Genomic DNA, 22667 nt, shown 5'->3' with positions numbered 1-22667 from the left:
ATCGCAGTGCAGCATTGATTTTATGACGCTTGCGCATATTCAGTCGAATCGCGCAATCGCAAGCGGCTGGTGCGTGCCGGCATTTATAATTGCGGCTTCGAAAGTCGTGATTTTATCCGCCGATGCGTATTTTGATCGTGAAAACTTCCTCGCTCGGCGATGTTATCCACAACCTGCCGGTGGTCAGCGACATCCGGCGGCACTTTTCTGATGCGACAGTCGACTGGTGCGTGGAAGAAAGCTTCGCCGCCATTCCGCGCCTGCATCCCGGCGTTGGCAAAATCATTCCGGTCGCCGTCCGGCGCTGGCGAAAAAACCTCTTCAAGACGGCAAGCTGGCAGGAGATCACCGAATTTCGCCGTGGTTTGCAGGCTGATGCTTACGACGCCGTTGTCGATACCCAGGGTTTGCTGAAAAGCGCCTTGATGGCCAGGCAGGCCAACGGCCCGACGCATGGCTATGACGCCAATTCAGCGCGCGAACCGATGGCGGCGAGGTTTTACGACCGGAAATTCAGCGTTTCACGCGAGTTGCATGCTGTGGTGCGCAATCGTCGGCTGGCTGCTGCGGCGCTGGGGTACACGGCCGACGGCGACCTTGACTACGGCATTCAGGCAGCACCCGCCGGTTTTGGCTGGCTGCCGCATCGGCCTTATGTCGTCTTCCTGACCGCCACAAGCCGTGACGACAAGCTGTGGCCGGAAGCAAACTGGCTGGCCTTGGGACAGCAACTGAATTCGCTGGGGATCAGCGCGGTCCTGCCCGGTGGCAGCCCGGTCGAGCGCGAACGGGCGAGTCGGCTGGCGGCGGGGATTCCCGGCGCCGTGGCCGCGCCGGCCATGAACATCCCTGATCTGGCGGCACTGCTCGCCGGTGGTCGTGCCGCGGTCGGCGTCGATACCGGCCTGACCCATCTTGCCGTTGCCCTCAAGGTGCCGACTGTCGCGCTCTACACGGCGACCGATCCCGGCCTGACCGGCGTCCTCGGTGTCGGCTTTTGCTGCAATCTGGGCGGCAAGGAGCAAATTCCTTCACCGGCAGCCGTGCTCGCCGAATTGCAGTCGGCGCTGGCCTGATGGCGCGGTTTTTCTATTCGCTGCTGCTTTACCTGATCACGCCGCTGATCTGGTTGCGCCTGCTCTGGCGCAGCCGCAAACAGGCGGAATATCTCCAGCATCTTGGCGAGCGCTACGGTTTCTATCGCCAACCGGTGCCGAAAAAACTAATCTGGGTGCACGCCGTCTCTGTCGGCGAAACCCGCGCTGCCCAGCCGCTGATCGAAGGCTTGCAGGCGCGCTGGCCGGAACATCGCATCCTGCTCACCGGGATGACGCCGACCGGCCGCGACGCCGGGCAGCAGGTCTACGGCGACAAGGTCATTCAGGCCTATCTGCCCTACGACTACCCGGGTGCGGTCGACCGTTTCTTCCGCCATTTTTCCCCGGCTTTCGGCGTGCTCATGGAAACGGAAATCTGGCCTAATCTGCTGGCTGCCGGGAAACGTCGCAAAGTCCCGATTTTTCTCGCCAACGCCCGGCTTTCCGCGCGCTCGGCCCGCGGCTACGAGCGATTTTCGGCACTGGCCGGACCGGCTTTTTCGGCGCTGACCGGTGTCGCCGCGCAAACGGCAGGCGATGCCGAACGGATCGCCGAATTGGGCGCCACCGCCGTCGAGGTTTGCGGCAACCTGAAATTCGATGTCACCCCACCAGCCGACAAACTCGCTCTCGGCCACGAATGGCGGGCGGCGATCGGCCAGCGACCGGTCTGGCTGGCGGCCAGCACGCGCGAAGGCGAGGAGCCGCTAGTGCTCGAGGCGTGGCGCCGGATGGCCGTTCCCGATGCCTTGCTCGTGCTCGTGCCCCGTCATCCTCAGCGCTTCGACGAAGTGGCTGGCTTGCTGGAGCAGCAAGGTTTACGTTCTGTCAGGCGCAGCCAAAGTTTGCCGGCGGCCGACACACAGGTCTGGCTCGGCGACAGCATGGGCGAGATGGCGGCCTATTTCGCGTTGGCCGATCTGGCCTTCATTGGTGGCAGTTTGCTGCCGCTCGGCGGGCAGAACCTCATTGAGGCGGCGGCTTGTGACTGTCCTGTCGTTGTCGGCCCGCATACCTTCAATTTCAAGCAGGCGACCGAGGATGCGATTGCGGCCGGCGCCGCATTGCGCGTCGACGACCCGGAAATGCTCGCTGCCACGGTCAACCGGATATTTGGCCAAAAAATGAAATTGGCCGAAATGCGCACAGCGGCGGGATTGTTCGCCCGCGCCCATCAGGGCGCGGCTGGGCGGATGCTGGCGCTTATAGCGCGCTGGACGGATCCAGCAGCGCGTTGATCTGGGCGACGTCGTCCTCGCCCAGCGAACCGGTTGCCGCCTTCAAACGCAGTTGCGACAGCAGCGTGTCGAGCGTTGCCCTCGCCAGATCGCGGCGGGTCACGTAAACCTGATTTTCGGCATTCAGCACGTCGATATTGATGCGCACGCCGACTTCATAACCGAGTTTGTTCGATTCGAGGGCCGACTGCGAAGAGACTAGCGCTGCCTTGAGCGCCTTGACCTGGGCCAGCCCATTGGTCACGCCGAGATAATACTGGCGGGCCGACAGTGCGGCGCCACGGCGGGCGGCATCGAGGCCGGATTGTGCCGCAGAGCGGTTGGCCGCTGCCTCGCGCTGGCGCGAAATGGTCAGGCCACCTTGGAACAGCGGAATGTTGAGCTGGATGCCGATATTCTGATAATCGGTATCGTAGGCTCCACCGTAGTTCTGGAGAAACGACTTCGAATGACCCTGATTTGCCACCAGATCGAGCGTCGGATAGTGGCCGGCGCGCTGCTTGTCCACCTCGCGCGCCGCAATGTCGGCAGCGGCCTGCTGGACCTGCACGGGAATGCTGTCCTTCTCGGCGGCAGCGACCCACTGGCTCATGTCGCTGGGCTGCGGCATGGTCAGTTCGGCATCCTTGCGTGTTGTTGCGAGATTGCCCGGCGTCTTGCCGATAATCGCCTGCAAGGCATGTAGCTTGACCTCGAAGTCGCTTTCAGCGGCGATCTCCTGAGCCGAAGCCAGATCGTAGCGGGCCTGTGCTTCATGCGAGTCGGTGATGGTTGCGGTGCCGACTTCGAAGTTTTTCTTGGCTGATTCCAGTTGCTGGGCGATGGCCGTCTTGTTGGCGCGCACGGCCTTGAGGTTTTCGACGGCGTAGATCGCATCGAAATAGGCTTGCGCGACGCGCAGGATCAGATCCTGCCGGGCCTGAACGAAATTGGCTTCGGCCTGCGCCACCTGCAGTTTGGACTGGTCGTACGACACCCAGTTCTGCCAGCGGAACAGGGGCTGCGACAGGGTCAGCTGGTAGCCATTGGAATTGTATTGCGGCTTCGACAGCGTCGGGCCGTTGTGGGTCGAAATCTCGTTCTTGTTCCACACTGTATTGCCCGACAGCGTCAGGCTGGGCAGCAGCCCGGCCAGGCCCTGCGGTGCTTTTTCCCGACCGGCATCGAGTGTTGCCCGAGCCGCGGCAAAAGTCGGGTCATTGTCCTGCGCATCGCGATAGACCTGCATGAGGTCAGCAGCAAACAGCGGGGAAGCGAGCAACTGAGAAACGAGCAGCCAGGCGAGTTTTTTCATGCCAACCTCAATAACGACGCATACTGGAATCGACTTCGCCGGCCCATGCCTCGACGCCACCCATCAGGTTATAGACGGCGCCGTAACCTTGGCGCTCGAGAAACATGGCGACCTGCATGCTGCGGCCACCGTGATGACAGATAACGACGATGTCCTGCCCGGGTTCGATTTCGGCGCATCGCATGGGGATCAGATGCATGGGGATATTCTGCGATCCGGCCAGTTGGCAGAGCTCGATTTCCCAAGGTTCGCGCACGTCGAGCAGAACCGGGCTGGGCCGGCTATCGTCGGCCAGCCATTCGGCAAGTTGTTGGGCGCGAACCTGTTGCATCAGAACGAGAAACTATCCTTGGCGGTGACGCCGTCGAGTGCCGGAATGACCGTCTCGAACAGGTTGACCGTGTTGTAGATGCCGTCGGCCGTGCAGGTGATCAACTGGGCTTCCATGACCGGGGCTTCGCCGACGACGACAGCCAGACGGCCACCGACGCGCAGTTGCTTGAGCAGGGCAGCGGGAACGGCGGGCAGGGCGCCAGAAACGACGATGGCGTCGTAGGGGCCGCGCTGGGACCAGCCATTGGCGCCGTCACCGAGTTCGACGGTGACATTGGTGACACCGGCACGCTCAAGATTCTGTTTGGCGATATCGACCAGCGCCGGGCGGCATTCGACGGTGACCACGTGCTCGGCGCGGGCGGCCAGCAGGGCGGCCATGTAGCCGCTGCCGGTGCCGATTTCAAGAACCTTGTCGGTCTTCTTGAGGCCCAGTTCCTGCAACATCTTGGCTTCAATTTTCGGCGCCAGCATCATCTGGCCGTTGCCGAGCGGGATTTCCATGTCGGCAAAAGCCAGGTTGCGATAGGCCGGAGGAGCAAAATCCTCGCGCTTGACGACGAAAAGGAGGTCGAGAACCTGCGGATCCAGAACATCCCAGGGACGGATCTGCTGTTCGATCATGTTGAAGCGTGCTTGCTCGATGTTCATTGGTGGGTCTCCGCAGACTGAATATTAGCACGAGCTAATATATTGATTCCGACAAATCAAAATTATACCCGACTCTCTTTTTCCGGCTTGCGCAAACCCTGGCGCAGCAGGTCCATATGTATGCGCAAATAGGTCTGCGGATCGCTCTCGGCGCTTTGGCAGCAGCTCATTGAATAGCGCCAGATGAGCAGCATCAGAATGGGGGCGATGACCACGTCGACGGTTGTTTCGACGTCCATGCTGCGGAATTCGCCACTGTCCATGCCACGGCGCAGGGCGCTGGCTACCAGTGCCCGGCCGCGACTGATGACGTTCTCGTAATAGTAGCTGGCCAGTTCGGGGAAGTTTCGCGCCTCGGACACTATTAGCTTCGGGATGCCGGCAAATGCGGTCTGGCCAATTTTTGTCCACCAATTCTGGAGCAGGAGTTCGAGCAGCTCGAAGCTGCAGCCGCTATGTTTGGCCGCAATCGCCTCGTTTTCGGCGATGACCGGGATGATCCCTTCCTGAACCACGGCCTTGAACAGCGCATCCTTGTTCTCGTAATAGAGATACAGCGTCCCTTTCGACACGCCGGCGCGCGCCGCGACATCTTCCAGACGGGTGGCGGCGAAACCTTTGTCGACGAACAGATGCAGCGCCGCTTCGAGAAGTTCGGAGGGGCGGGCTTCCTTGCGTCGCTTGCGGGGGATGGGGATGGCAGACATGGTAACTTAATGACTCGTTGGTCATTAAGTTACCATCGCGGCTACTTTCCGGTCAACGGCCTTCCTTGATCAGGCGGCCGCCCGAGGGCTGGATGGGCCGGGCGTTGTTCTTGTAGAGCCGGCTGAAAATGTTGATCTGATCCGGCGAAACCTGCACCGGCTGCTTCATGACCAGCCACAGCACGCCTTCGGAGCAAGGCGGCGTGGTCAGCGAGCCCATGTAGGTGTAATAGTTGCGGGCGGTCGGCAGCAGGGTATTGAGGTCGATCGTGGTGGTTGGCGGTGCTACCGGCAGGTTCTTTTCCAGCGGCATGTTGTTCCACAGGGTCTGGATGAAGGCGTTCTCCGTGCCGCGTTCGAGCAACACGGCGACAACGGCGAGCTGGCCATCGTCGGCCTTGTGCACGAGGTGGGCGACCATGTCGAAGCGCTGGCCATTGACCTTTTCTTCCGACGGACGATGGAAATGGAACTGGACCAGTTCGTAGGTCTTGCCGGTCAGCGAAATCGAGCTCTCGCCGATTTCGACCTGAACCGTGTGGCCGTTGTCGATGATGCGGAAGGTCGAGGGCTGGTAATTGAACTTGATCGGCTCCAGATCGACCTTGATGCCATCCTTGATGTCGATCGGCGACTGCCGCTGGCCAATGGCGCACACCTTGTTGTTCTGGTCGAGTTTCGACCAGTTTTCCGGGCCGCCGGCGCCTTCGTAATCCCAGTGGATGTGCGCATGTTGCACCGCCGGCTCGCTGTGGGCCAGTTCCAGCATGTAGCCTTCGGAGTGGGTGCTCTGGGGCTTGGGCGCTTTTTTCGGTTTTGGTGCTGGCGCCTGACTGGTGTGAACGACGACGGTCGCCGCCTTCGGTGCAGCCACCTTGGCCGGCGCCGGCGTGGGTGCCGGTGGCGGCGGTGCGGGAGGTGCCGCTTCCTTGGCACTTTCCTTGGCGCCTTCCATGGCCGCCTTGAGATTCGGCCGGATCGACGGAATCGCGCTTTCTTTCAGCGGTGCCGCGCCATGGGCAGCGTCGCTGGCTTTCACGGCATCGGGTTTTTCGGCCTTGGCCATTTCCTTCTTGAGCATCGCCTCGTTGGCGGCTTTCAGCTGGCCGGCTGCCTCGTTGGCTTTCTGGGCAATCTCGGCGGCGCCCTCCTTGGGTGGGCGACAGACTTCACGCAGCACCTTGTCGTCCAGCGTGCCGGTGCGCACCGGCAGGTCGGCGCCCTTGATCTCCTCTTCGCGGACAACGTCGTTCTCATTTTTCTTGAAAACGCGTTTGATCGTGTTGGCGCTGCGCGTCGAACAGTCGTAGCGGGTGAATGCCTCGATCACGCGGTAAGGCGCGCCGGAGCGGCCGTCCACCAGTTCCTTTTCGAGCACGACCCGACCCTGCGCCTCAACGATATTGCCGTCACGTTTCAGACTCGTGCGGTTGAGTTCAATACGTTTGCCCGGTTCGGCCGAAATGGTTTGCCAGGCGGGCGCGGCTGCGGCACCGAAAGGCAGGGCGACCAGCAGGCTGGCGATCATCAGTAGGCGCATCTTGGTTCCCTTGTTTTCTCTTTGCATTCTGGCGCTTGTCGATGATATTTCGGCTGGTTTCGAGAAATCTTGAGCGCATTTTGTCATTCCTTGCATTTTGCCTGTATTTCCAGTAACTTGCAGCCTCTCGTTAGGGGTGCCCGACTGGATTCGGGCTGAGAATCACCCTTCGAACCTGACCGGGTCATGCCGTCGTAGGGAAACGAACTTTGTTGCTCCTTGCCCGTCTTACCCCGCTGCATCCACGCAAGGAATAACCATGAACGCCACCGAACAGTTTCTCGCCGCCAACGCTCACGTTGACGCGGCCGCAGTCCAGCCACTGCCCAATTCCCGCAAGGTTTACATCGAAGGTTCCCGTCCGGACATCCGCGTCCCGATGCGCGAAATCTCGCAGGACGACACGCCGACCGCCTTCGGTGGTGAAAAGAACCCGCCGATCTACGTTTACGACTGTTCCGGCCCCTATTCCGACCCGGCCATCAAGATCGACATCCGCTCCGGCCTGCCCGCCCTGCGCGCCGCCTGGATCGCCGAGCGCGGCGATGTCGAAGAACTGCCCGACCTGAGTTCCGAATTCGGCCGCAAGCGCGCCACCGACAAATCCCTCGACGAACTGCGCTTCCCCGGTCTGCACCGCAAACCGCTGCGCGCCAAGGCCGGCAAGAACGTCAGCCAGATGCACTACGCCCGGCAAGGCATCATCACCCCCGAGATGGAATACGTCGCCATCCGCGAAAACAACAATCGCCGCGCCTACATTGAATCGCTACGGTCAACCGGAAAAATGGGCGAAAAAATGGCTGCCCTGCTCGGCCGCCAGCACCCGGGCCAGAATTTCGGCGCCAGCATTCCGGAAGAGATCACGCCGGAATTCGTGCGTAGCGAAATTGCCCGTGGCCGCGCCATCATTCCGAACAACATCAACCACCCGGAAAGCGAGCCGATGATCATCGGCCGCAACTTCCTCACCAAAATCAACGCCAACATCGGCAACTCGGCCCTCGGCTCTTCGATTCAGGAAGAAGTCGAGAAAATGACCTGGTCGATCCGCTGGGGCGGCGACACGGTGATGGACCTGTCCACCGGCAAGAACATCCACGAAACGCGCGAATGGATCATCCGCAACAGCCCGGTCGCCATCGGCACCGTGCCGATCTATCAGGCGCTCGAAAAGGTCAACGGCAAGGCCGAAGACCTGACTTGGGAAATCTTCCGCGACACGCTGATCGAGCAGGCTGAGCAAGGCGTCGACTACTTCACCATCCACGCCGGCGTGCTGCTGCGCTACGTGCCGCTCACCGCCAACCGCATGACCGGCATCGTCAGCCGTGGCGGCTCGATCATGGCCAAGTGGTGTCTGGCCCATCACAAGGAAAGCTTCCTATACACCCACTTCGAGGAAATCTGCGAAATCATGAAGGCCTACGACGTCGCCTTCAGCCTTGGCGACGGCCTGCGCCCCGGCTCGATCTACGACGCCAACGACGAAGCCCAGCTCGGCGAACTGAAGACCCTTGGCGAACTGACCCAGATCGCCTGGAAGCACGACGTGCAAGTCATGATCGAAGGCCCCGGCCATGTGCCGATGCACATGATCAAGGAGAACATGGACCTCCAGCTCGAATACTGCGACGAAGCCCCGTTCTACACCCTCGGCCCGCTGACCACCGACATCGCCCCGGGTTACGACCACATCACCAGCGGCATCGGCGCCGCCATGATCGGCTGGTACGGTACGGCCATGCTCTGCTACGTCACGCCCAAGGAACACCTCGGCCTGCCCGACAAGGACGACGTCAAGACCGGCATCATCACCTACAAGCTCGCCGCCCACGCCGCCGACCTCGCCAAGGGCCATCCCGGCGCGCAGATCCGCGACAACGCGCTGTCCAAGGCACGCTTCGAGTTCCGCTGGGACGACCAGTTCAACCTCGGCCTTGACCCGGACAAGGCGCGCGAATTCCACGACGAAACCCTGCCCAAGGAATCCGCCAAGGTCGCCCACTTCTGCTCCATGTGCGGCCCGCACTTCTGCTCGATGAAGATCACGCAGGAAGTGCGCGAATTCGCAGCACAGCAAGGGCTGGATGAAGCGGCGGCGTTGGAGAAGGGGATGGAAGTGAAGTCGGTGGAGTTCGTGAAGGCCGGGGCTGAGGTTTACAGCAAGGTCTGACACGGTCAACCCGAAAAAGAGTCAAAAAGGCGACTGACTTAGTCGCCTTTTTCTTTATTGCCCCAGCGAATTCCGTATGATCCAGGCATGATCAACGCCGCCTACTTTAATGCAAGCATTGCCGAGTTTCTGGCTGCAAATAATGACGAGATACTTGGTGCGCTGACGCGTCGCCACGGTTTCAGTCTTGAGCATCAACAGAAACACGCCTGGTCGGCGCAGATTGTTTTCTTGAAAAGCATATTTCCTGGCAATTTGTCGGGGCAGGTCTTTTTCGAGTTTTCGATCCCCCGAATGGGCAAGCGTGTCGACCTTGTGCTCGTCATCAGTGGCGTAATTTTCCTTGTCGAATTCAAGGTTGGCGCCCAGCATTTCGAGCGTTCAGGTATCGAACAAGTCCACGACTATGCGCTGGACCTGAAGAATTTCCATTCAGGGAGCCATGAACTCCCTATCGTGCCGGTTTTGGTTTGTACTAACGCCCAGTTCTCCGAGCTCCCCGAACTTGTATGGGCCGAAGACAGTGTTGCCGAGCCCGTCGGCGTAGCGCCAGTGAACCTTTTGCCGCTTATCCATCAGGTACTGCTCGATCGAAGCGATGCGGAACCGATAGATCCTCGTGGCTGGGCTACTTCGGGCTATCAACCAACGCCAAGCATCATCGAAGCGGCCTTGGCGCTGTACCGTCAGCACGACGTGCGGGAAATCTCGCGCTCGGATGCCGGGGCTCAGAATCTTGCTCAGACCACTGACTGTATCCAAGCAATTATTGAAGGTGCCAAGGCGAATCGAAGGAAGGCGATCTGTTTTGTCACTGGCGTGCCAGGAGCCGGTAAAACGCTGGCCGGGCTGAATATTGCGACAGCTCGTGCCGAAGTGCATGTGGACGAGCATGCCGTGTTTTTATCGGGCAATGGTCCGCTGGTTGATGTTTTGCGCGAGGCGCTTGCCCGCGATCAGTCTGTGCGGGATGGCATTTCAAAAAAAGATGCCCACCGCAAGGTAGCCAGCTTTGTTCAAAATATTCATCATTTTCGGGATACGGAACTGAGCGCAATAAAGCCGCCGGTTAACCACGTAGTGGTCTTTGATGAAGCTCAGCGTGCCTGGAATCTTGAGCAGGCCAGCAAATTCATGCAGCAGAAGCGCGGTTTGCTCGAATTCAATATGTCTGAACCGGCATTTCTGATCAGCGTGATGGATCGTCATGAAGACTGGTGCGTCGTTGTCTGCCTAGTCGGCGGTGGGCAGGAAATAAACACCGGCGAAGCAGGGCTGACCGAATGGCTCATTGTCCTGAAAGAACAGTTTCCCGATTGGCTGGTACATGTGTCACCGCGCGTCGACGATGCGGATTACCTTTGGGCAGAGGAAGCTAGGCAGGCTCTTGTTGAGTCGAGAGTCGTCAGGGATGAGGCGCTGCATCTGGCAGTTTCGTTACGCTCCTTTCGCGCCGAAGCGCTGTCTGACTTCGTTGGGCACGTTGTCGAAAATAAGCCAGAATTCGCCCGAATGGCATTTGCTGGAATAGCTGAAAAGTATCCAGTCGTGCTGGTCCGGGACCTTGAAATCGCGCGCAACTGGGTGCGCCTTCGGGCGAGAGGTAGCGAGCGATATGGCTTGCTCGCTTCCTCGGGCGGATATCGGCTTCGTCCGGAAAGTGTTTGGGTCAAGGCAAAAATTGACGCACCAGTGTGGTTTCTGAACGAACGTAGCGATGTTCGTTCATCGTTCTACCTTGAAGAGGTTGCTACTGAATTTGATGTACAAGGTCTTGAACTGGATTGGGCTGTCATCTGTTGGGATGGTGATTTCCGTCACGGAGACGGCGAGTGGCAGCATTTCAGTTTCCGCGGCACCAGCTGGCAGCGCATGAATGCGAGTCAGCGACAAATATATTTGAAGAATGCCTATCGGGTTTTGCTAACTCGTGCGCGGCAAGGTATGGCGATCTTCATCCCCCGAGGGAATGTCAATGATTCCACTCGTCAGCCATCGTTATACGATAAAACCTTCGAGTATTTGCAGCGCTGTGGACTGCGAGAATTCGTCGGTTGAGGCTGTGTTCGGCCCTGTGTTACGCCATTTACTTTCATTTACAGCCCGGTAACCCACCTTAACAGGGCCTTGGGGGAGTATTCGTCCTGTCGCTTGACCCGCTTGGGTCGGCTAATTTGAACAAGAGGACGAAGAGATGAAAACTACTCCGAACAGCAATATCAAACGTTTCCTGATTGCCGCCAGCGTGGCTTTGGCCATTCCGCTTTCCGCGGCGGCTTTTGGCGGTCATGGCAGTCATGCCGGCTGCAGTATGGAAGCCCATGGCGGGCCGGGCCATCACATGATGGGGGGCAACATGCTGCCGCCGCATCTGCGCGGCTTGAATTTGACCGAGGCGCAGCAGGACAAGGTTTTCGAGATCATGCATGCGCAGGCGCCGGTGATGCGCGACAAGGCCAAGGCGCTGCGCAAGGCCGAGAGCGATCTGCGGGCGCTGACCTCGGCGGCGGATTACAGCGAAGCCAAGGCGCGCGCGCTGGCTGACGAGGCGGCCAAGGCGATGTCGGAAATGACGCTGGCGCGGGCCAAGGCGGATCGTCAGGTGTTCGAGGTGCTGACGCCGGAGCAGCGCAAGCAAATGGCTGAAGCGAAGCCGACCGAGCGCGGTCCGCGCGGTCGTGGCGACGGTCCGCGCGGGGCGGCTGCTGATGCTGCCAAGCCAGCCGGTCGTTGATCCGGGTTTTTGAAACTTGGGGGCCGATGGCCCCCATTTTATTTTTGCCCGATTTTTCTGGTTGACCGTGGAAGTCATCGGCACCGAACGGGAAAGCCGAATCTGCGACAATCGGGCATGCCCGAAAAGCCTTGCCCCGCCGTTCCCTTGCCGATGGCCTGCCGCCCCAATTGCGGCGCCTGCTGTATCGCGCCGTCGATCAGTTCGCTGAACAAGCCGGGCGGCGAGCCATGTCGGCATCTCGATGGCGATTTTCGTTGCCTTATTTTCGCTAATCCGGAGCGGCCGGATTGCTGCGCTGGCCTGCAAGCGTCAGCCGAGATGTGCGGTTTATCCCGAGAGCATGCGCTCAATTGGCTGGCCGAACTCGAAGTTTTGACACATCCGGGATAGTAGAATGCGGCCTCCCCAACTTGGCATAAGCGCAGGCTGCACCCCATGGACCCGATTCTTCTCCTCAAAGCCCTCATTCTCGGCATCGTCGAAGGGCTGACTGAATTCCTGCCGATTTCCTCGACCGGCCACCTTATTTTGGCCGGCGATCTACTGGATTTCAACGATGATCGCGGCAAGTTGTTCGAGATCGTCATCCAGTCCGGCGCCATTCTGGCCGTCGTCTGGGAATACCGCGAGCGCCTGCTTGTCGTGGCGCGCGGCGCCTTCAGCGACAAGGCGGCGCAGAAATTCATCCTCAACCTGTTCGTCGCCTTCCTGCCGCTCGCCATCCTCGGGCTGGCTTTCGGCAAGGCCATCAAGGCCAACCTGTTCAACCCGATTGCCGTGGCGACCACCTTCATTCTGGGCGCCTTCGTCATCCTGTGGGCCGAGAAGCGCGAGCACACCATCCGCGTCCAGACGGTCGAGGAAATGACCCTGCTTGATGCCCTGAAAATGGGCTTCGCCCAAGCCGTGGCGCTGATTCCCGGCACCTCGCGTTCCGGCGCAACGATCATCGGTGGCCTGCTGTTCGGCCTGTCGCGCAAGGCGGCGACCGAGTTTTCCTTCTTCCTCGCCATCCCGACGCTGGGCGCGGCCACCGTCTATCAGCTCTACAAAGAACGCGCCTTGCTCAGTGCCGACGATATCGGCATGTGGGTGGTCGGCTTCATTTCCGCCTTCATTTCGGCCTTTTTGTGCGTGCGCTGGCTGCTGCGTTTCATTTCCAGCCACGATTTCACGCCCTTCGCGTGGTATCGCATCGTCTTCGGCATTGTCGTCCTGATGACCGCCCACTTCGGCTGGGTGCAATGGACCGCCCACTGATCGTTTACCTGCACGGCTTCTGCTCGTCGCCGGCGTCGTGGAAATCGCAGTTGCTGGCCGAAGAGATGGCGCGCCGTGGCATGGCGGCGCAGTTCGTTTGTCCACAACTATCTTGGGTACCCGATGAGGCAGTGGCCAGTGTCAGCCGCCTGATCGAACAGGCCGGTGGGCCGGTGACCTTGATCGGCAGTTCGCTGGGCGGCCATTACGCCAACCATCTGGCCGAAAAGCACGGCGTGAACGCCGTGCTGATCAACCCTGCTGCGGTCGACCGTCTGGATTTGGCCAAATTCGTCGGCGACCATGCCAACTTCCATAGCGGCGAGCGTTTCACCTTCACCGAAGCGCACGCCGCGCAGCTGAAAGCCCAGGTTCGCCGGCCGACGCCGGGGCGCTACTGGCTGCTCGCCGAAACCGGCGACGAGGTGCTGGATTACCGGCAGGCCGTGGATTTCTACGCCGGCTGCCGGCAAACGGTGTTGCCGGGCGGTGACCACGGCTTCACGCAATTTCCCGGCTTCGTGCCGCAAATCATTGAATACGCTGGGCTATAATCCGTCGATGAATGTATTGTTTGAAGAAGATGGCGGCTTCAAGGCCGGCAGCATCATGGCCGACAACGACAGCTCGTTGCAGGTCGAAATGCCTACCGGCAAGCGCAGCAAGATCAAGGCCGCAACGGTGTTGCTACGTTTCGAGAAACCGTCGGCGGCGGCCTTGCTCGATCAGGCCACGCCGCTGGCCGAAGAAATCGAAGCAGAATTCCTCTGGGAGTGCGTGAACGATGGCGAATTTTCGTTTCTTGATTTTGCCCGTGATTACTACGGACACGAGCCCAGTCCGCTCGAAGCGACGGCGGTGCTGCTTGCCGTGCATGCCGCGCCCGTCTATTTCCACCGCAAAGGCAAGGGCCGCTTCCGCAAGGCGCCTGCCGACATTCTCGCAGCTGCTTTGGCCAGTCTTGAAAAAAAGCGTCAGCAAGCGCTCACGATGGAAGGCTGGATTGTCGAGCTGAGAGAGTTCCGCCTGCCGCCGGAAATCGGCGCCATGACCGATGCCCTGCTCTACGCACCAGATCGCAACAAACCCGAAACCAAGGCCTTCGAGACGGCCTGCGCCGAAACCGGCCTGACCGCAGCGCAAATGCTCTTCAAGTGCGGCGCCATCAAGTCGCCCTACTTCCTGCACTACCGCCGTTTCCTGCACGAACAGTTCCCCAAGGGCGTGGCCTTTCCGCCGCTTGAGGCGCCGAAGCTGCCGCGCGACCTGCCGCGCGCCGATGTTCGCGCTTTCTCGATCGACGACGCCAACACCACCGAAATCGACGACGCGCTGTCGGTCGTCAGGCTGCCCGGCATCGGCTCGCGCATCGGCATCCACATCGCTGCCCCGGGGCTGGCCATCGCGCATGGCTCGCCGCTCGACGGCATCGCCCGCGCCCGGCTGTCGACGGTCTACATGCCCGGCAACAAGATCACCATGCTGCCCGACGCCGTGGTCCAGAACTACACGCTGGCCGGCGGCGTCGATTGCCCGGCCGTGTCGCTCTACCTGACGGTCAATGACTCGCTGGAAATACTGAGCCACGAATCGCGGCTGGAGATGGTGCACATCGCCGCCAACCTGCGTCACCACGAAATCGAACCGTGGTTCAACGCCGAAACGATCAACGGCCCGCTGCCCGACCAGCCGTTCAAGGACGAACTGGTGCACCTCTGGCATTTCGCCAACGCCTGCGAAGGCCGGCGCGGCAAGCCGTCGGCGATGCAAGGCATCAACGACTACAACTTCGAAATCGGCGGCGATCTGGCCGATCCGGACAGTTGCACGGTCGAGATTTCCGAACGCAAGCGTGGCAGCCCCCTCGACAAGCTGGTCGCCGAACTGATGATCGTCGCCAACTCTACCTGGGGCGGCCTGCTCGCCGAGAGGAACGTCGCTTGCCTGTACCGCGCCCAGACGCAGGGCAAGGTCCGCATGACGACTTCGCCGCTGCCGCACGAAGGCCTCGGCGTGCCGCAATACGCCTGGATGACCTCGCCGCTGCGCCGTTACTGCGATATGGTCAATCAATGGCAGCTGATTGCCTGCTTGAAGGGCGAAACGCCGGCTTTTGCCCAGAAATCGGCCGAATTGTTCGGTGCGATGCGCGATTTTGAGCAAACCTACGCCGCCTATGCCGATTTTCAGCGCCAGATGGAGCGTTACTGGTGCCTGCGCTGGATCCAGCAACGCGGTTTGACTGAAATCGATGCCACCGTGCGCCGCGAGCAGAGCGTCAAGCTCGACCATTTGCCTTTGTTGCTGCGCGTCCCATCCCTGCCGGCTGATCTGGTGGCCGGGCAGCGCGTGCGTCTGGCCATCGAGAATCTTGATCTGCTGGCGCCGGAAGTGAGCTGTCGTTTCGTGAGCCTGCTTGGCGAAAACAATCTGGCCGACGCCACGGAGGACGAAGAGCAGTGAAAAAGAAGAGATCGTCCCTGCGCGCTGCCCGGGCGGCGCAGCAAGATCGCCGCTTGTGGCTCGCAGTGGGCATCTCTGTACTTTTTCATGGCTTATTGCTGTTCCTGAATTTCCAGTTTCCGGAGGCTTCCCAGGCCTTCCGCGAAAAGGCCATGGACATCATCCTGGTCAACGCCAAATCCGCGCGCAAGCCGACGGATGCCCAGGCGCTGGCTCAGGCCAATCTCGATGGTGGTGGCAATACCGATGAAAACCGGCGGGCCAAGACGCCTTTGCCACCCTCGCCGCAGAAAAACGATGGCGACGCCATCCAGCAGATGCAGCGTCGCGTCCAGGAACTGGAAACTGCTCAGCAGCGGTTGCTCGCTCAGGCGAAGAGTCTGCGCAACATCGCTGCGGCGAATACGGCCACCGAGCAGCCATCGCCGGTCGTGCCCGTAGTCAGTGGATTGGATCTCGCCGAATCGGCCAGGGCCATGGCCCGTCTCGAGGGCGAGATCAGCAAGTCGGCCGACGAATACAGCAAGCGGCCACGCAAGAAATTTGTCGGGGCGCGCACCGAAGAATACGGTCTGGCTGCCTACCTCGATGGCTGGAAACAAAAGATCGAGCGGATCGGGACACTGAACTATCCGCCGGAGGCGCGTGGCAAGCTCTATGGCGCGGTGGTGATTTTTGTCGAATTGCGCGCCGAGGACGGCAGCCTTTACAGCGCCGAGATTTCGCGTTCGTCCGGGCACAAGATTCTCGATCAGGCGGCGTTGCGCATCCTCCGGATGTCGGCGCCCTTCGGCGCCATTCCGCAGCAGGCTTTGGGCGGAGCGACTGTGTTGTCCTTTGCCCGGACCTGGTATTTCATGCAGGGCGACGCCCTCAATACGGCCAACAAATGAGCGATCTGTACTGCGTCTTCGGCAATCCGATTGCCCATTCGAAATCGCCGGCCATCCATGCGGCCTTTGCTTCTGTGAGTGGGCAGGATTTGATCTACGAGGCGCGCCTTGCGCCGATCGATGGCTTTAAACAGGCGATTGCCGAATTCGTTGCGGCGGGGGGCAAAGGGGCGAATGTCACCGTGCCGTTCAAGGAAGAAGCGTTCCGCTTGGCGACGCGCCTGTCCGAGCGCGCGGCGCGGGCCGGGGCGGTCAATACGCTGGCTTTCAACGGCGCCGAAATCTTCGGCGACAACACCGACGGCGCCGGGCTGGTTCGCGACATTGCGCACAACCTCGGCTTTTCGCTGGCCGGCAAACGCATTTTGCTGCTCGGTGCCGGTGGCGCCTCTCGTGGCGTGATCGCGCCCTTGCTGGCAAACAAGCCGGCTTCACTGTTCATCGCTAATCGCAGCGCTGACAAGGCCGTCATGCTGGCACAGGCGTTTTCGGACATTGCTACGGTCGACGCCGGAAATTTCGCAAAAACCGCCGGTAAAAGCTTCGATCTGGTCATCAACGCCACTTCAGCCAGCCTTTCCGGCGAAAGCCTGCCCTTGCCGGCGGGAATCTTCGCGCCGGGCAGCCTGGCTTACGACATGATGTACGGCAAAGGGGAAACGCCTTTCCTGGCGCTGGCCCGCGAGCAGGGTGCGGCACAGCGGGCGGATGGCCTGGGCATGCTGGTCGAGCAGGCAGCCGAAGCCTTTTTCGTCTGGCGCGGCGTGCGCCCGGTGACCGCGCAGGTGCTGGCCGAGTTGAGAGCCAAACTGGCCGGATGAGAGTCGTCGGCCACTGGTTGAAATGGGCCGCGCTGGGCCTGCTCGGGCTATTCCTGATCTGGCAGCTCTGGCTGCTTGGCTGGGTGCTGTTCTGGGGCTGGGTCAATCCCGGTGAAACCCGTTTCATGGAAATTCGTCTGGCCGAAATACGCCAGAAGGCGCCTGATGCCCGGCTCAAAAAACAGTGGGTGCCCTATGAGCGGATTTCGATCCATCTCAAGCGCGCCATCATCTCGGCCGAGGATGCCAAGTTCGTCGATCATGAAGGCTTCGACTGGGAAGGCATGCAAAAAGCCATAGAAAAAAACCAGAAGCGGGGGCGTTTCGCGGCTGGCGGCTCGACCATCAGCCAGCAACTGGCAAAAAATCTGTTCCTGACGCCAACCAAGTCCTATTTCCGCAAGGCTGAAGAGGCGATCATCACGCTGATGCTGGAAAACCTGTGGAGCAAGCGACGGATTCTCGAGGTCTATCTCAACGTGATTGAGTGGGGCAATGGCGTCTTCGGCGCCGAGGCAGCGGCCCGCCATTATTACAACGCCAGCGCCGCCCAGCTCGGGCCGGAACAGGCGGCGCGGCTGGCCGGCATGGTGCCGAATCCGCGCTTTTATGACCGCAATCGCAATGCGCCCGGTTTGGGGCGCAAGACGGCGATCATTCTGGGCCGTATGCCGGGCGCCGAGGTGCCGTGATTTATTGCCGGAATACGGGTTTAACGCAGTAACCCGGCCTTCCGCCCGGTGCTAAAATGCCCCACCTTTTGCGGCGCCGCACCATGAGCGAAGAAGCCCAGCTGACCGATACCGAAGACTTGCAGGAACGCCTCGCCGAGGTGCAGACCCTGCTCGCCCGGCACAAGCTGGTTGAGGAGCTGGTGCACCGGCAGGAAGGTCCGCGCCACAACCTGGTCGAGGGAATGGTGCACAAGCAGCACCTGAATGCGCTGCAGGCCCGCCTCGAGCCGATGCATCCGGCCGACATCGCTTACGTTCTCGAAGCATTGCCGCAGGACGAGCGCCTGATTGTCTGGGGGCTGGTCAATCCGGAGCTCGAAGGCGAAGTCCTGCTCGAAGTATCGGACGCCGTTCGGGAAACCCTGATCGACTCGATGGAGCGCACCGAGCTGGTCGCCGCCGCCGAAACGCTCGATGCCGACGAGCTCGCCGACCTTGCCCCCGACCTGCCGCAAGGCGTTATCGACGACGTTTTCCGCGGCTTGCCGATCGAAGAGCGCGAGCAATTGCGCGCCGCGATGTCCTATCCGGAAGAGTCGGTCGGTTCAATCATGGACTTCGACATGGTCACCGTCCGCGAGGACGTTTCGCTCGAAGTTGTGTTGCGTTATCTGCGCCGTTTCGACGAACTTCCCGACCATACCGATCAACTTTTCGTCGTTGATCGCGATGAACACCTCAAAGGCGTGCTGCCGCTCAACATCCTGCTGGTCAATGAGGTCGAAGTCGAGGTTGGTACGCTGATGCAGACCGATTTCGTCGAGTTTGAACCCGACGACCTCGCCGAAGAGGCGGCCAAGGCCTTCGAGCGTTACGACCTCGTCTCGGCCCCGGTGCTCGACCCGGATGGCAGGCTGGTCGGTCGCGTGACGGTTAACGAGGTGGTGGACTACATCCGCGAAGAAGCCGAGCACGAGCAATTGGCCCAGGCAGGTCTGCGCGAGGAAGAAGACATTTTCGCCTCGGTCTGGGACTCGGTGAAGAACCGCTGGGCCTGGCTGGCGGTCAATCTGGTTACTGCTTTTGTTGCTTCGCGCGTCATCGGCGCTTTCGAGGATTCGATTGAAAAACTCGTGGCGCTTGCCGCGTTGATGCCGATTGTCGCCGGTATCGGCGGCAACTCGGGCAATCAGACGATCACCATGATCGTCCGCGCCATCGCCATGGGTCAGGTCCAGCCCGACGCCATGCGCCGCCTGCTGCGCAAGGAGCTCGGCGTGGCGACGATCAACGGCCTGATCTGGGGCAGCTTGCTCGGCATTGCCGCGTGGTGGCTGTACGGCAGCGTCAAGCTCGGCCTGGTGATGACCTCGGCGGTGACGCTGAACCTGCTGCTGGCGGCGTCGGCCGGCGTCGGTATTCCGCTGCTGCGCCAGAAGTTCGGCGCCGATCCGGCGATGGGCGGTTCGGTGATGATCACCGCGCTGACTGACTCGGGCGGTTTCTTCATCTTCCTCGGCTTGGCGACGCTACTGCTGATGTAACCGGGCGGCCATTTCAATTTTGGCCGTTATTTCCGGTTGACCGTGGCGATCAGTGCGAGTCCGGCGTCAGCAGCTTCAAACCGACGATGCCGGCAACGATGAGCCCGATGCTGACCAGCCGCGCCACTTCCTTCGATTCACCGAACAGGAATATGCCGAGGATCGCCGTACCGACGGCGCCGATGCCCGTCCACACGGCGTAGGCCGTGCCGAGCGGCAGCACCTTGAGCGACCAGCCGAGCAGGACGACGCTGGCAATCATCGCCACCACCGTCGCGGCCGATGGCCCCAGGCGGCTGAAACCCTCGGTGTATTTGAGCCCGACCGCCCAGCCGATCTCGCAAAGGCCGGCGACGAACAGGATCAGCCAGGCGGAAGCCGAGCTCACTTGATTGTGGCGAAGTAAGCGTCGGCAGCCGCGATGGTTGCCGCGATGTCGGCATCGCTATGTGCCGCCGAGACGAAGCCGGCTTCGAAGGCCGACGGCGCGAAGTAATGGCCGGCGTCGAGCATGGCGTGGAAGAAGCGGTTGAAGGCTTCCTTGTCGCAGGCCAGCACTTCGTCGTAGGTGCCCGGGCACTTATCGGCGAAATAGAGGCCGAACATGCCGCCGATGTTCTGGGCGGCGAAGGCGACGCCATGTTTTTTCGCGGCGGCGACCAGGCCGTCGCACAAGGCCTTGGTTTTGGCGGTCAGTGCTTCGTAGAAACCGGGTGCCTGAATGAGCTTCAATGTGGCCAGACCGGCCGCCGTGGCAATCGGGTTGCCGGACAGCGTGCCGGCCTGATAGACCGGGCCGAGCGGGGCGATCTGTTCCATGATGGCGCGTTTGCCGCCGAAGGCGCCGAGCGGCATGCCGCCGCCGACCACCTTGCCGAAGGTGGACAGGTCCGGCGTGATGCCGAACAGGCCTTGCGCGCTTTTGAGGCCGACGCGGAAACCGGTCATCACTTCGTCGAAAATCAGCACCGAGCCGTTTTTCGTGCACAACTCACGCATGGCGTTCAGGAAGGCTTGGGTCGGGGCGATCAGGTTCATGTTGCCGACCACCGGTTCGACGATGACAGCGGCGATCTTGTCGCCATGCTTGGCAAAGGCGTCGGCCAGTTCCTGCGGGTCGTTGTAGGTGAGGACCATGGTGTTCTCGGCTACGCCGGCCGGAACGCCGCTTGACGATGGATTGCCGAAGGTCAGCAGGCCGGAGCCGGCCTTGACGAGCAGGCCGTCGGAGTGGCCGTGGTAGCAGCCTTCGAACTTGATCAGGATGTCGCGGCCGGTGTAACCACGGGCCAGGCGGATGGCGCTCATCGTCGCTTCGGTGCCTGATGAAACCAGGCGGACCATGTCCATCGACGGTACCAGGTCGCAGAGCAGGTCGGCGATGTCGACTTCCTTCTCGGTCGGCGCGCCGAAGGACAGGCCGTCGACGACAGCGGCCTGGACGGCGGCGATCACGTCCGGATGGGCATGGCCGAGGATCATCGGGCCCCACGAGCCAACGTAGTCGGTGTACCACTTGCCGTCGGCATCCTGCACCTTGGGGCCGACGCCCTTCTGGAAGAAACAGGGCGTGCCGCCAACCGAACGGAAGGCGCGGACGGGCGAATTGACGCCGCCCGGAATGTGGCGCTGGGCGCGTTCGAACAGTTGCTGGTTGCATGAGGTCATGACTGGGCTTTCTCGAAAAGGCGTTGATAGGCGGTGGCGCGCGCCGCGATGTCGGGGGCGCTGAACAGGTCGGTGATGACGGCGAGCAGGTCGGCGCCAGCGGCGATGAGCGGCGGCGCGTTGGCCAGCGTGATACCGCCGATGGCGCAGCTTGCTACGGTCAACCGGTTTTTTGCGGCAAAAAACAAATCGCTGCCGGCGAGCGGTGCGTTCGGTTTGGTCGGTGACGGATAGACTGCACCGAAGGCGACGTAATCGACGCCGGCTGCCTCGGCCGTTTGCGCGGCGGCGAAATCGGCGTAGCAGGATGCGCCGAGAATGCGGTTGGGTCCGAGCATGGCGCGGGCTGCCATGAGGTTGCCGTCATCCTTGCCCAGATGCACGCCATCGGCCTCGACGAGAACAGCCAGGGCCAGATCGTCGTTGATCAGCAATTTTGCATTGTGACGGCGGGTCAGTTCACGCAGTGCCCGGGCGCGGGCGACGCGTTCGGGCATGGTGCTGGTTTTGTCGCGATATTGAACGATCCGGCAACCGCCGGCCAGGGCAGCTTCAACCTCGCTGAGCAGACGGGCGCCATCGGCGTGCTCCGGCGTGATGGCGTAAAGGCCACGCAATTTATGCTCCATCAGTTTTGCCGTCGTCCTTCTCTTCATTTTGGCCCGGTTCGTTATCGTCGCCGCGTGCCCAGAAAAAGCGGTCCGGGATGAACTGGCCCATGCCGGCCCGGAAACCGGCGGCCAAGGCTTGCCAGGTGTAATCCTGGGCGTCGTGCACAGCGTCTTCCATGCTGGCTCCGCCGGCGATGCAGCCGGCAATGGCCGAAGCCAGCGTGCAGCCGGAGCCGTGGTAACTGCCCGGCAGGCGTTCCCACTGGTCGCGCCGAATGACGCCATCGGCGCCGTACAGCGTGTTGACCACCTTCGGGGTGTTTTCATGCGTGCCGGTAATCAGCACGTACTGCGCGCCCATTTCAATCAGGCGCTGGGCGCACACGTCGATCGAGGGCTCGCCTTCGTCTTCGTCATTTTCGGCCAGTCGCCGCGCTTCCGGCGCATTCGGTGTGAGCAAGGTGGTTTGCGGCAGCAACATTTCGCGAATCGCCGAAATGACATCCTCGCTCGACAGCTCGTCGCCCCGCCCGGATGCGAGCACCGGGTCGAAGATCACCGGGATCTCCGGGTAGTCCGAAATAATTTCGGCGACCGCAATCACATTCTCGACACTGCCCAGCATGCCGATCTTGAAGGCCGCCACCGGCATGTCTTCGAGAACCGTTCGCGCTTGCTGCTCGAGCAGCTCGGCGCTGACTGCCTGGACGCTCTGCACCCCCACCGTGTCCTGCACGGTCAGCGCCGTCAAGGCACTGAGCGGATGGCAGCCGAGGCTGACCAAAGTGAGGATGTCAGCCTGCATGCCGGCGCCGGCCGATGGGTCGCTGGCCGAAAAGACCAGCACCATCGGCGGACAGGGCGGTGTGGGGGTGGTGGAATTCATTATGATTCGCGCCCTTGGCGGGAGCGAAGGGAATTGGGTAAGATGGCCGCGATTTTATCCGAATCTCGAGGCTG

21 protein-coding genes and 1 riboswitch are annotated in these 22667 nt (G+C 61.2%); of the genes, 12 read left to right on the top strand and 9 right to left on the bottom strand.

The features are described 5' to 3' along the window. Window positions 1-137: 137 nt before the first annotated feature. On the top strand, window positions 138-1076 hold the full coding sequence (gene waaC, locus KI610_RS18630; protein WP_264179053.1) for a lipopolysaccharide heptosyltransferase I: 939 nt from the start codon (window positions 138-140) through the stop codon (window positions 1074-1076). Further along, on the top strand, window positions 1073-2335 hold the full coding sequence (waaA, locus tag KI610_RS18625) for a lipid IV(A) 3-deoxy-D-manno-octulosonic acid transferase (protein ID WP_404827511.1): 1263 nt from the start codon (window positions 1073-1075) through the stop codon (window positions 2333-2335). Before waaC ends, waaA begins: the two co-directional genes overlap by 4 nt. Here the strand turns inward: waaA and KI610_RS18620 are convergent. From KI610_RS18620 to KI610_RS18600, 5 genes are all read right to left on the bottom strand, one after another. Then, entirely contained in the window at window positions 2301-3629 is a 1329-nt protein-coding gene (locus KI610_RS18620) for a TolC family outer membrane protein (RefSeq protein WP_226496430.1), read from the bottom strand. The two genes, waaA and KI610_RS18620, sit on opposite strands and share 35 nt — an antisense overlap. 7 nt (window positions 3630-3636) lie before the next feature. Then, complete coding sequence (locus KI610_RS18615) at window positions 3637-3960, bottom strand: rhodanese-like domain-containing protein (RefSeq protein ID WP_226496429.1); 324 nt, start codon at window positions 3958-3960, stop codon at window positions 3637-3639. Beyond that, complete coding sequence (locus KI610_RS18610) at window positions 3960-4613, bottom strand: protein-L-isoaspartate O-methyltransferase family protein (RefSeq protein WP_226496428.1); 654 nt, start codon at window positions 4611-4613, stop codon at window positions 3960-3962. Before KI610_RS18610 ends, KI610_RS18615 begins: the two co-directional genes overlap by 1 nt. Window positions 4614-4675: 62 nt before the next feature. After that, window positions 4676-5320 (bottom strand): TetR/AcrR family transcriptional regulator, encoded by a 645-nt coding sequence (locus KI610_RS18605; protein ID WP_226496427.1) that lies wholly within the window; start codon window positions 5318-5320, stop codon window positions 4676-4678. Between the two features lie 52 nt (window positions 5321-5372). Next, on the bottom strand, window positions 5373-6860 hold the full coding sequence (locus tag KI610_RS18600; RefSeq protein WP_226496426.1) for a carbonic anhydrase: 1488 nt from the start codon (window positions 6858-6860) through the stop codon (window positions 5373-5375). 122 nt (window positions 6861-6982) lie between these two features. Beyond that, window positions 6983-7078, top strand: a riboswitch (TPP riboswitch). Between the two features lie 41 nt (window positions 7079-7119). Here KI610_RS18600 and thiC point away from each other — a divergent pair. The 10 genes from thiC (at window position 7120) to mgtE (ending at window position 19428) form a co-directional block, all read left to right on the top strand. Beyond that, a complete protein-coding gene (thiC, locus tag KI610_RS18595) occupies window positions 7120-9036 on the top strand; it encodes a phosphomethylpyrimidine synthase ThiC (protein ID WP_226496425.1) in 1917 nt (638 codons plus the stop codon). 87 nt (window positions 9037-9123) lie between these two features. Further along, window positions 9124-11094, top strand: a complete 1971-nt coding sequence (locus KI610_RS18590; protein ID WP_226496424.1) for a DUF2075 domain-containing protein — start codon at window positions 9124-9126, stop codon at window positions 11092-11094. A gap of 136 nt (window positions 11095-11230) precedes the next feature. Then, window positions 11231-11770, top strand: a complete 540-nt coding sequence (locus KI610_RS18585) for a Spy/CpxP family protein refolding chaperone (RefSeq protein WP_226496423.1) — start codon at window positions 11231-11233, stop codon at window positions 11768-11770. 438 nt (window positions 11771-12208) lie between these two features. Beyond that, window positions 12209-13033, top strand: coding sequence for an undecaprenyl-diphosphate phosphatase (locus KI610_RS18575; protein ID WP_226496422.1), 825 nt, complete (start codon window positions 12209-12211; stop codon window positions 13031-13033). Continuing rightward, complete coding sequence (locus KI610_RS18570) at window positions 13018-13587, top strand: YqiA/YcfP family alpha/beta fold hydrolase (protein WP_226496421.1); 570 nt, start codon at window positions 13018-13020, stop codon at window positions 13585-13587. The genes KI610_RS18575 and KI610_RS18570 overlap by 16 nt, the downstream gene beginning before the upstream one ends. A gap of 7 nt (window positions 13588-13594) precedes the next feature. After that, a complete protein-coding gene (locus KI610_RS18565) occupies window positions 13595-15496 on the top strand; it encodes a ribonuclease catalytic domain-containing protein (RefSeq protein WP_226496420.1) in 1902 nt (633 codons plus the stop codon). Next, the gene (locus KI610_RS18560) at window positions 15493-16389 is read left to right on the top strand and encodes an energy transducer TonB (RefSeq protein WP_226496419.1); all 897 of its coding nucleotides are present in this window, start codon (window positions 15493-15495) and stop codon (window positions 16387-16389) included. Before KI610_RS18565 ends, KI610_RS18560 begins: the two co-directional genes overlap by 4 nt. Next, window positions 16386-17210 (top strand): shikimate dehydrogenase, encoded by an 825-nt coding sequence (aroE, locus tag KI610_RS18555; protein WP_226496418.1) that lies wholly within the window; start codon window positions 16386-16388, stop codon window positions 17208-17210. The genes KI610_RS18560 and aroE overlap by 4 nt, the downstream gene beginning before the upstream one ends. Beyond that, a complete protein-coding gene (mtgA, locus tag KI610_RS18550) occupies window positions 17207-17902 on the top strand; it encodes a monofunctional biosynthetic peptidoglycan transglycosylase (protein ID WP_226496417.1) in 696 nt (231 codons plus the stop codon). Before aroE ends, mtgA begins: the two co-directional genes overlap by 4 nt. A gap of 83 nt (window positions 17903-17985) precedes the next feature. Further along, complete coding sequence (gene mgtE / locus KI610_RS18545) at window positions 17986-19428, top strand: magnesium transporter (protein ID WP_226496416.1); 1443 nt, start codon at window positions 17986-17988, stop codon at window positions 19426-19428. A gap of 49 nt (window positions 19429-19477) precedes the next feature. Here mgtE and sugE read toward each other — a convergent pair whose 3' ends face one another. The 4 genes from sugE to thiD are packed head-to-tail and all read right to left on the bottom strand — an operon-like array spanning window position 19478 to window position 22593. After that, window positions 19478-19816, bottom strand: coding sequence for a quaternary ammonium compound efflux SMR transporter SugE (sugE, locus tag KI610_RS18540; RefSeq protein WP_226496415.1), 339 nt, complete (start codon window positions 19814-19816; stop codon window positions 19478-19480). After that, window positions 19813-21096 (bottom strand): glutamate-1-semialdehyde 2,1-aminomutase, encoded by a 1284-nt coding sequence (gene hemL, locus KI610_RS18535; protein ID WP_226496414.1) that lies wholly within the window; start codon window positions 21094-21096, stop codon window positions 19813-19815. The genes sugE and hemL overlap by 4 nt, the downstream gene beginning before the upstream one ends. Further along, a complete protein-coding gene (thiE, locus tag KI610_RS18530; protein WP_226496413.1) occupies window positions 21093-21725 on the bottom strand; it encodes a thiamine phosphate synthase in 633 nt (210 codons plus the stop codon). The genes hemL and thiE overlap by 4 nt, the downstream gene beginning before the upstream one ends. Next, complete coding sequence (gene thiD / locus KI610_RS18525) at window positions 21715-22593, bottom strand: bifunctional hydroxymethylpyrimidine kinase/phosphomethylpyrimidine kinase (protein WP_226496412.1); 879 nt, start codon at window positions 22591-22593, stop codon at window positions 21715-21717. The genes thiE and thiD overlap by 11 nt, the downstream gene beginning before the upstream one ends. Window positions 22594-22667 lie beyond the last annotated feature (74 nt).

The sequence above is a fragment of the Ferribacterium limneticum genome (assembly GCF_020510565.1).
GTDB lineage: Bacteria > Pseudomonadota > Gammaproteobacteria > Burkholderiales > Rhodocyclaceae > Azonexus > Azonexus limneticus_B.
The sequence above is the reverse complement of the archived record's forward strand: the minus strand, read 5'-3'. Positions and strand labels throughout refer to the sequence as shown.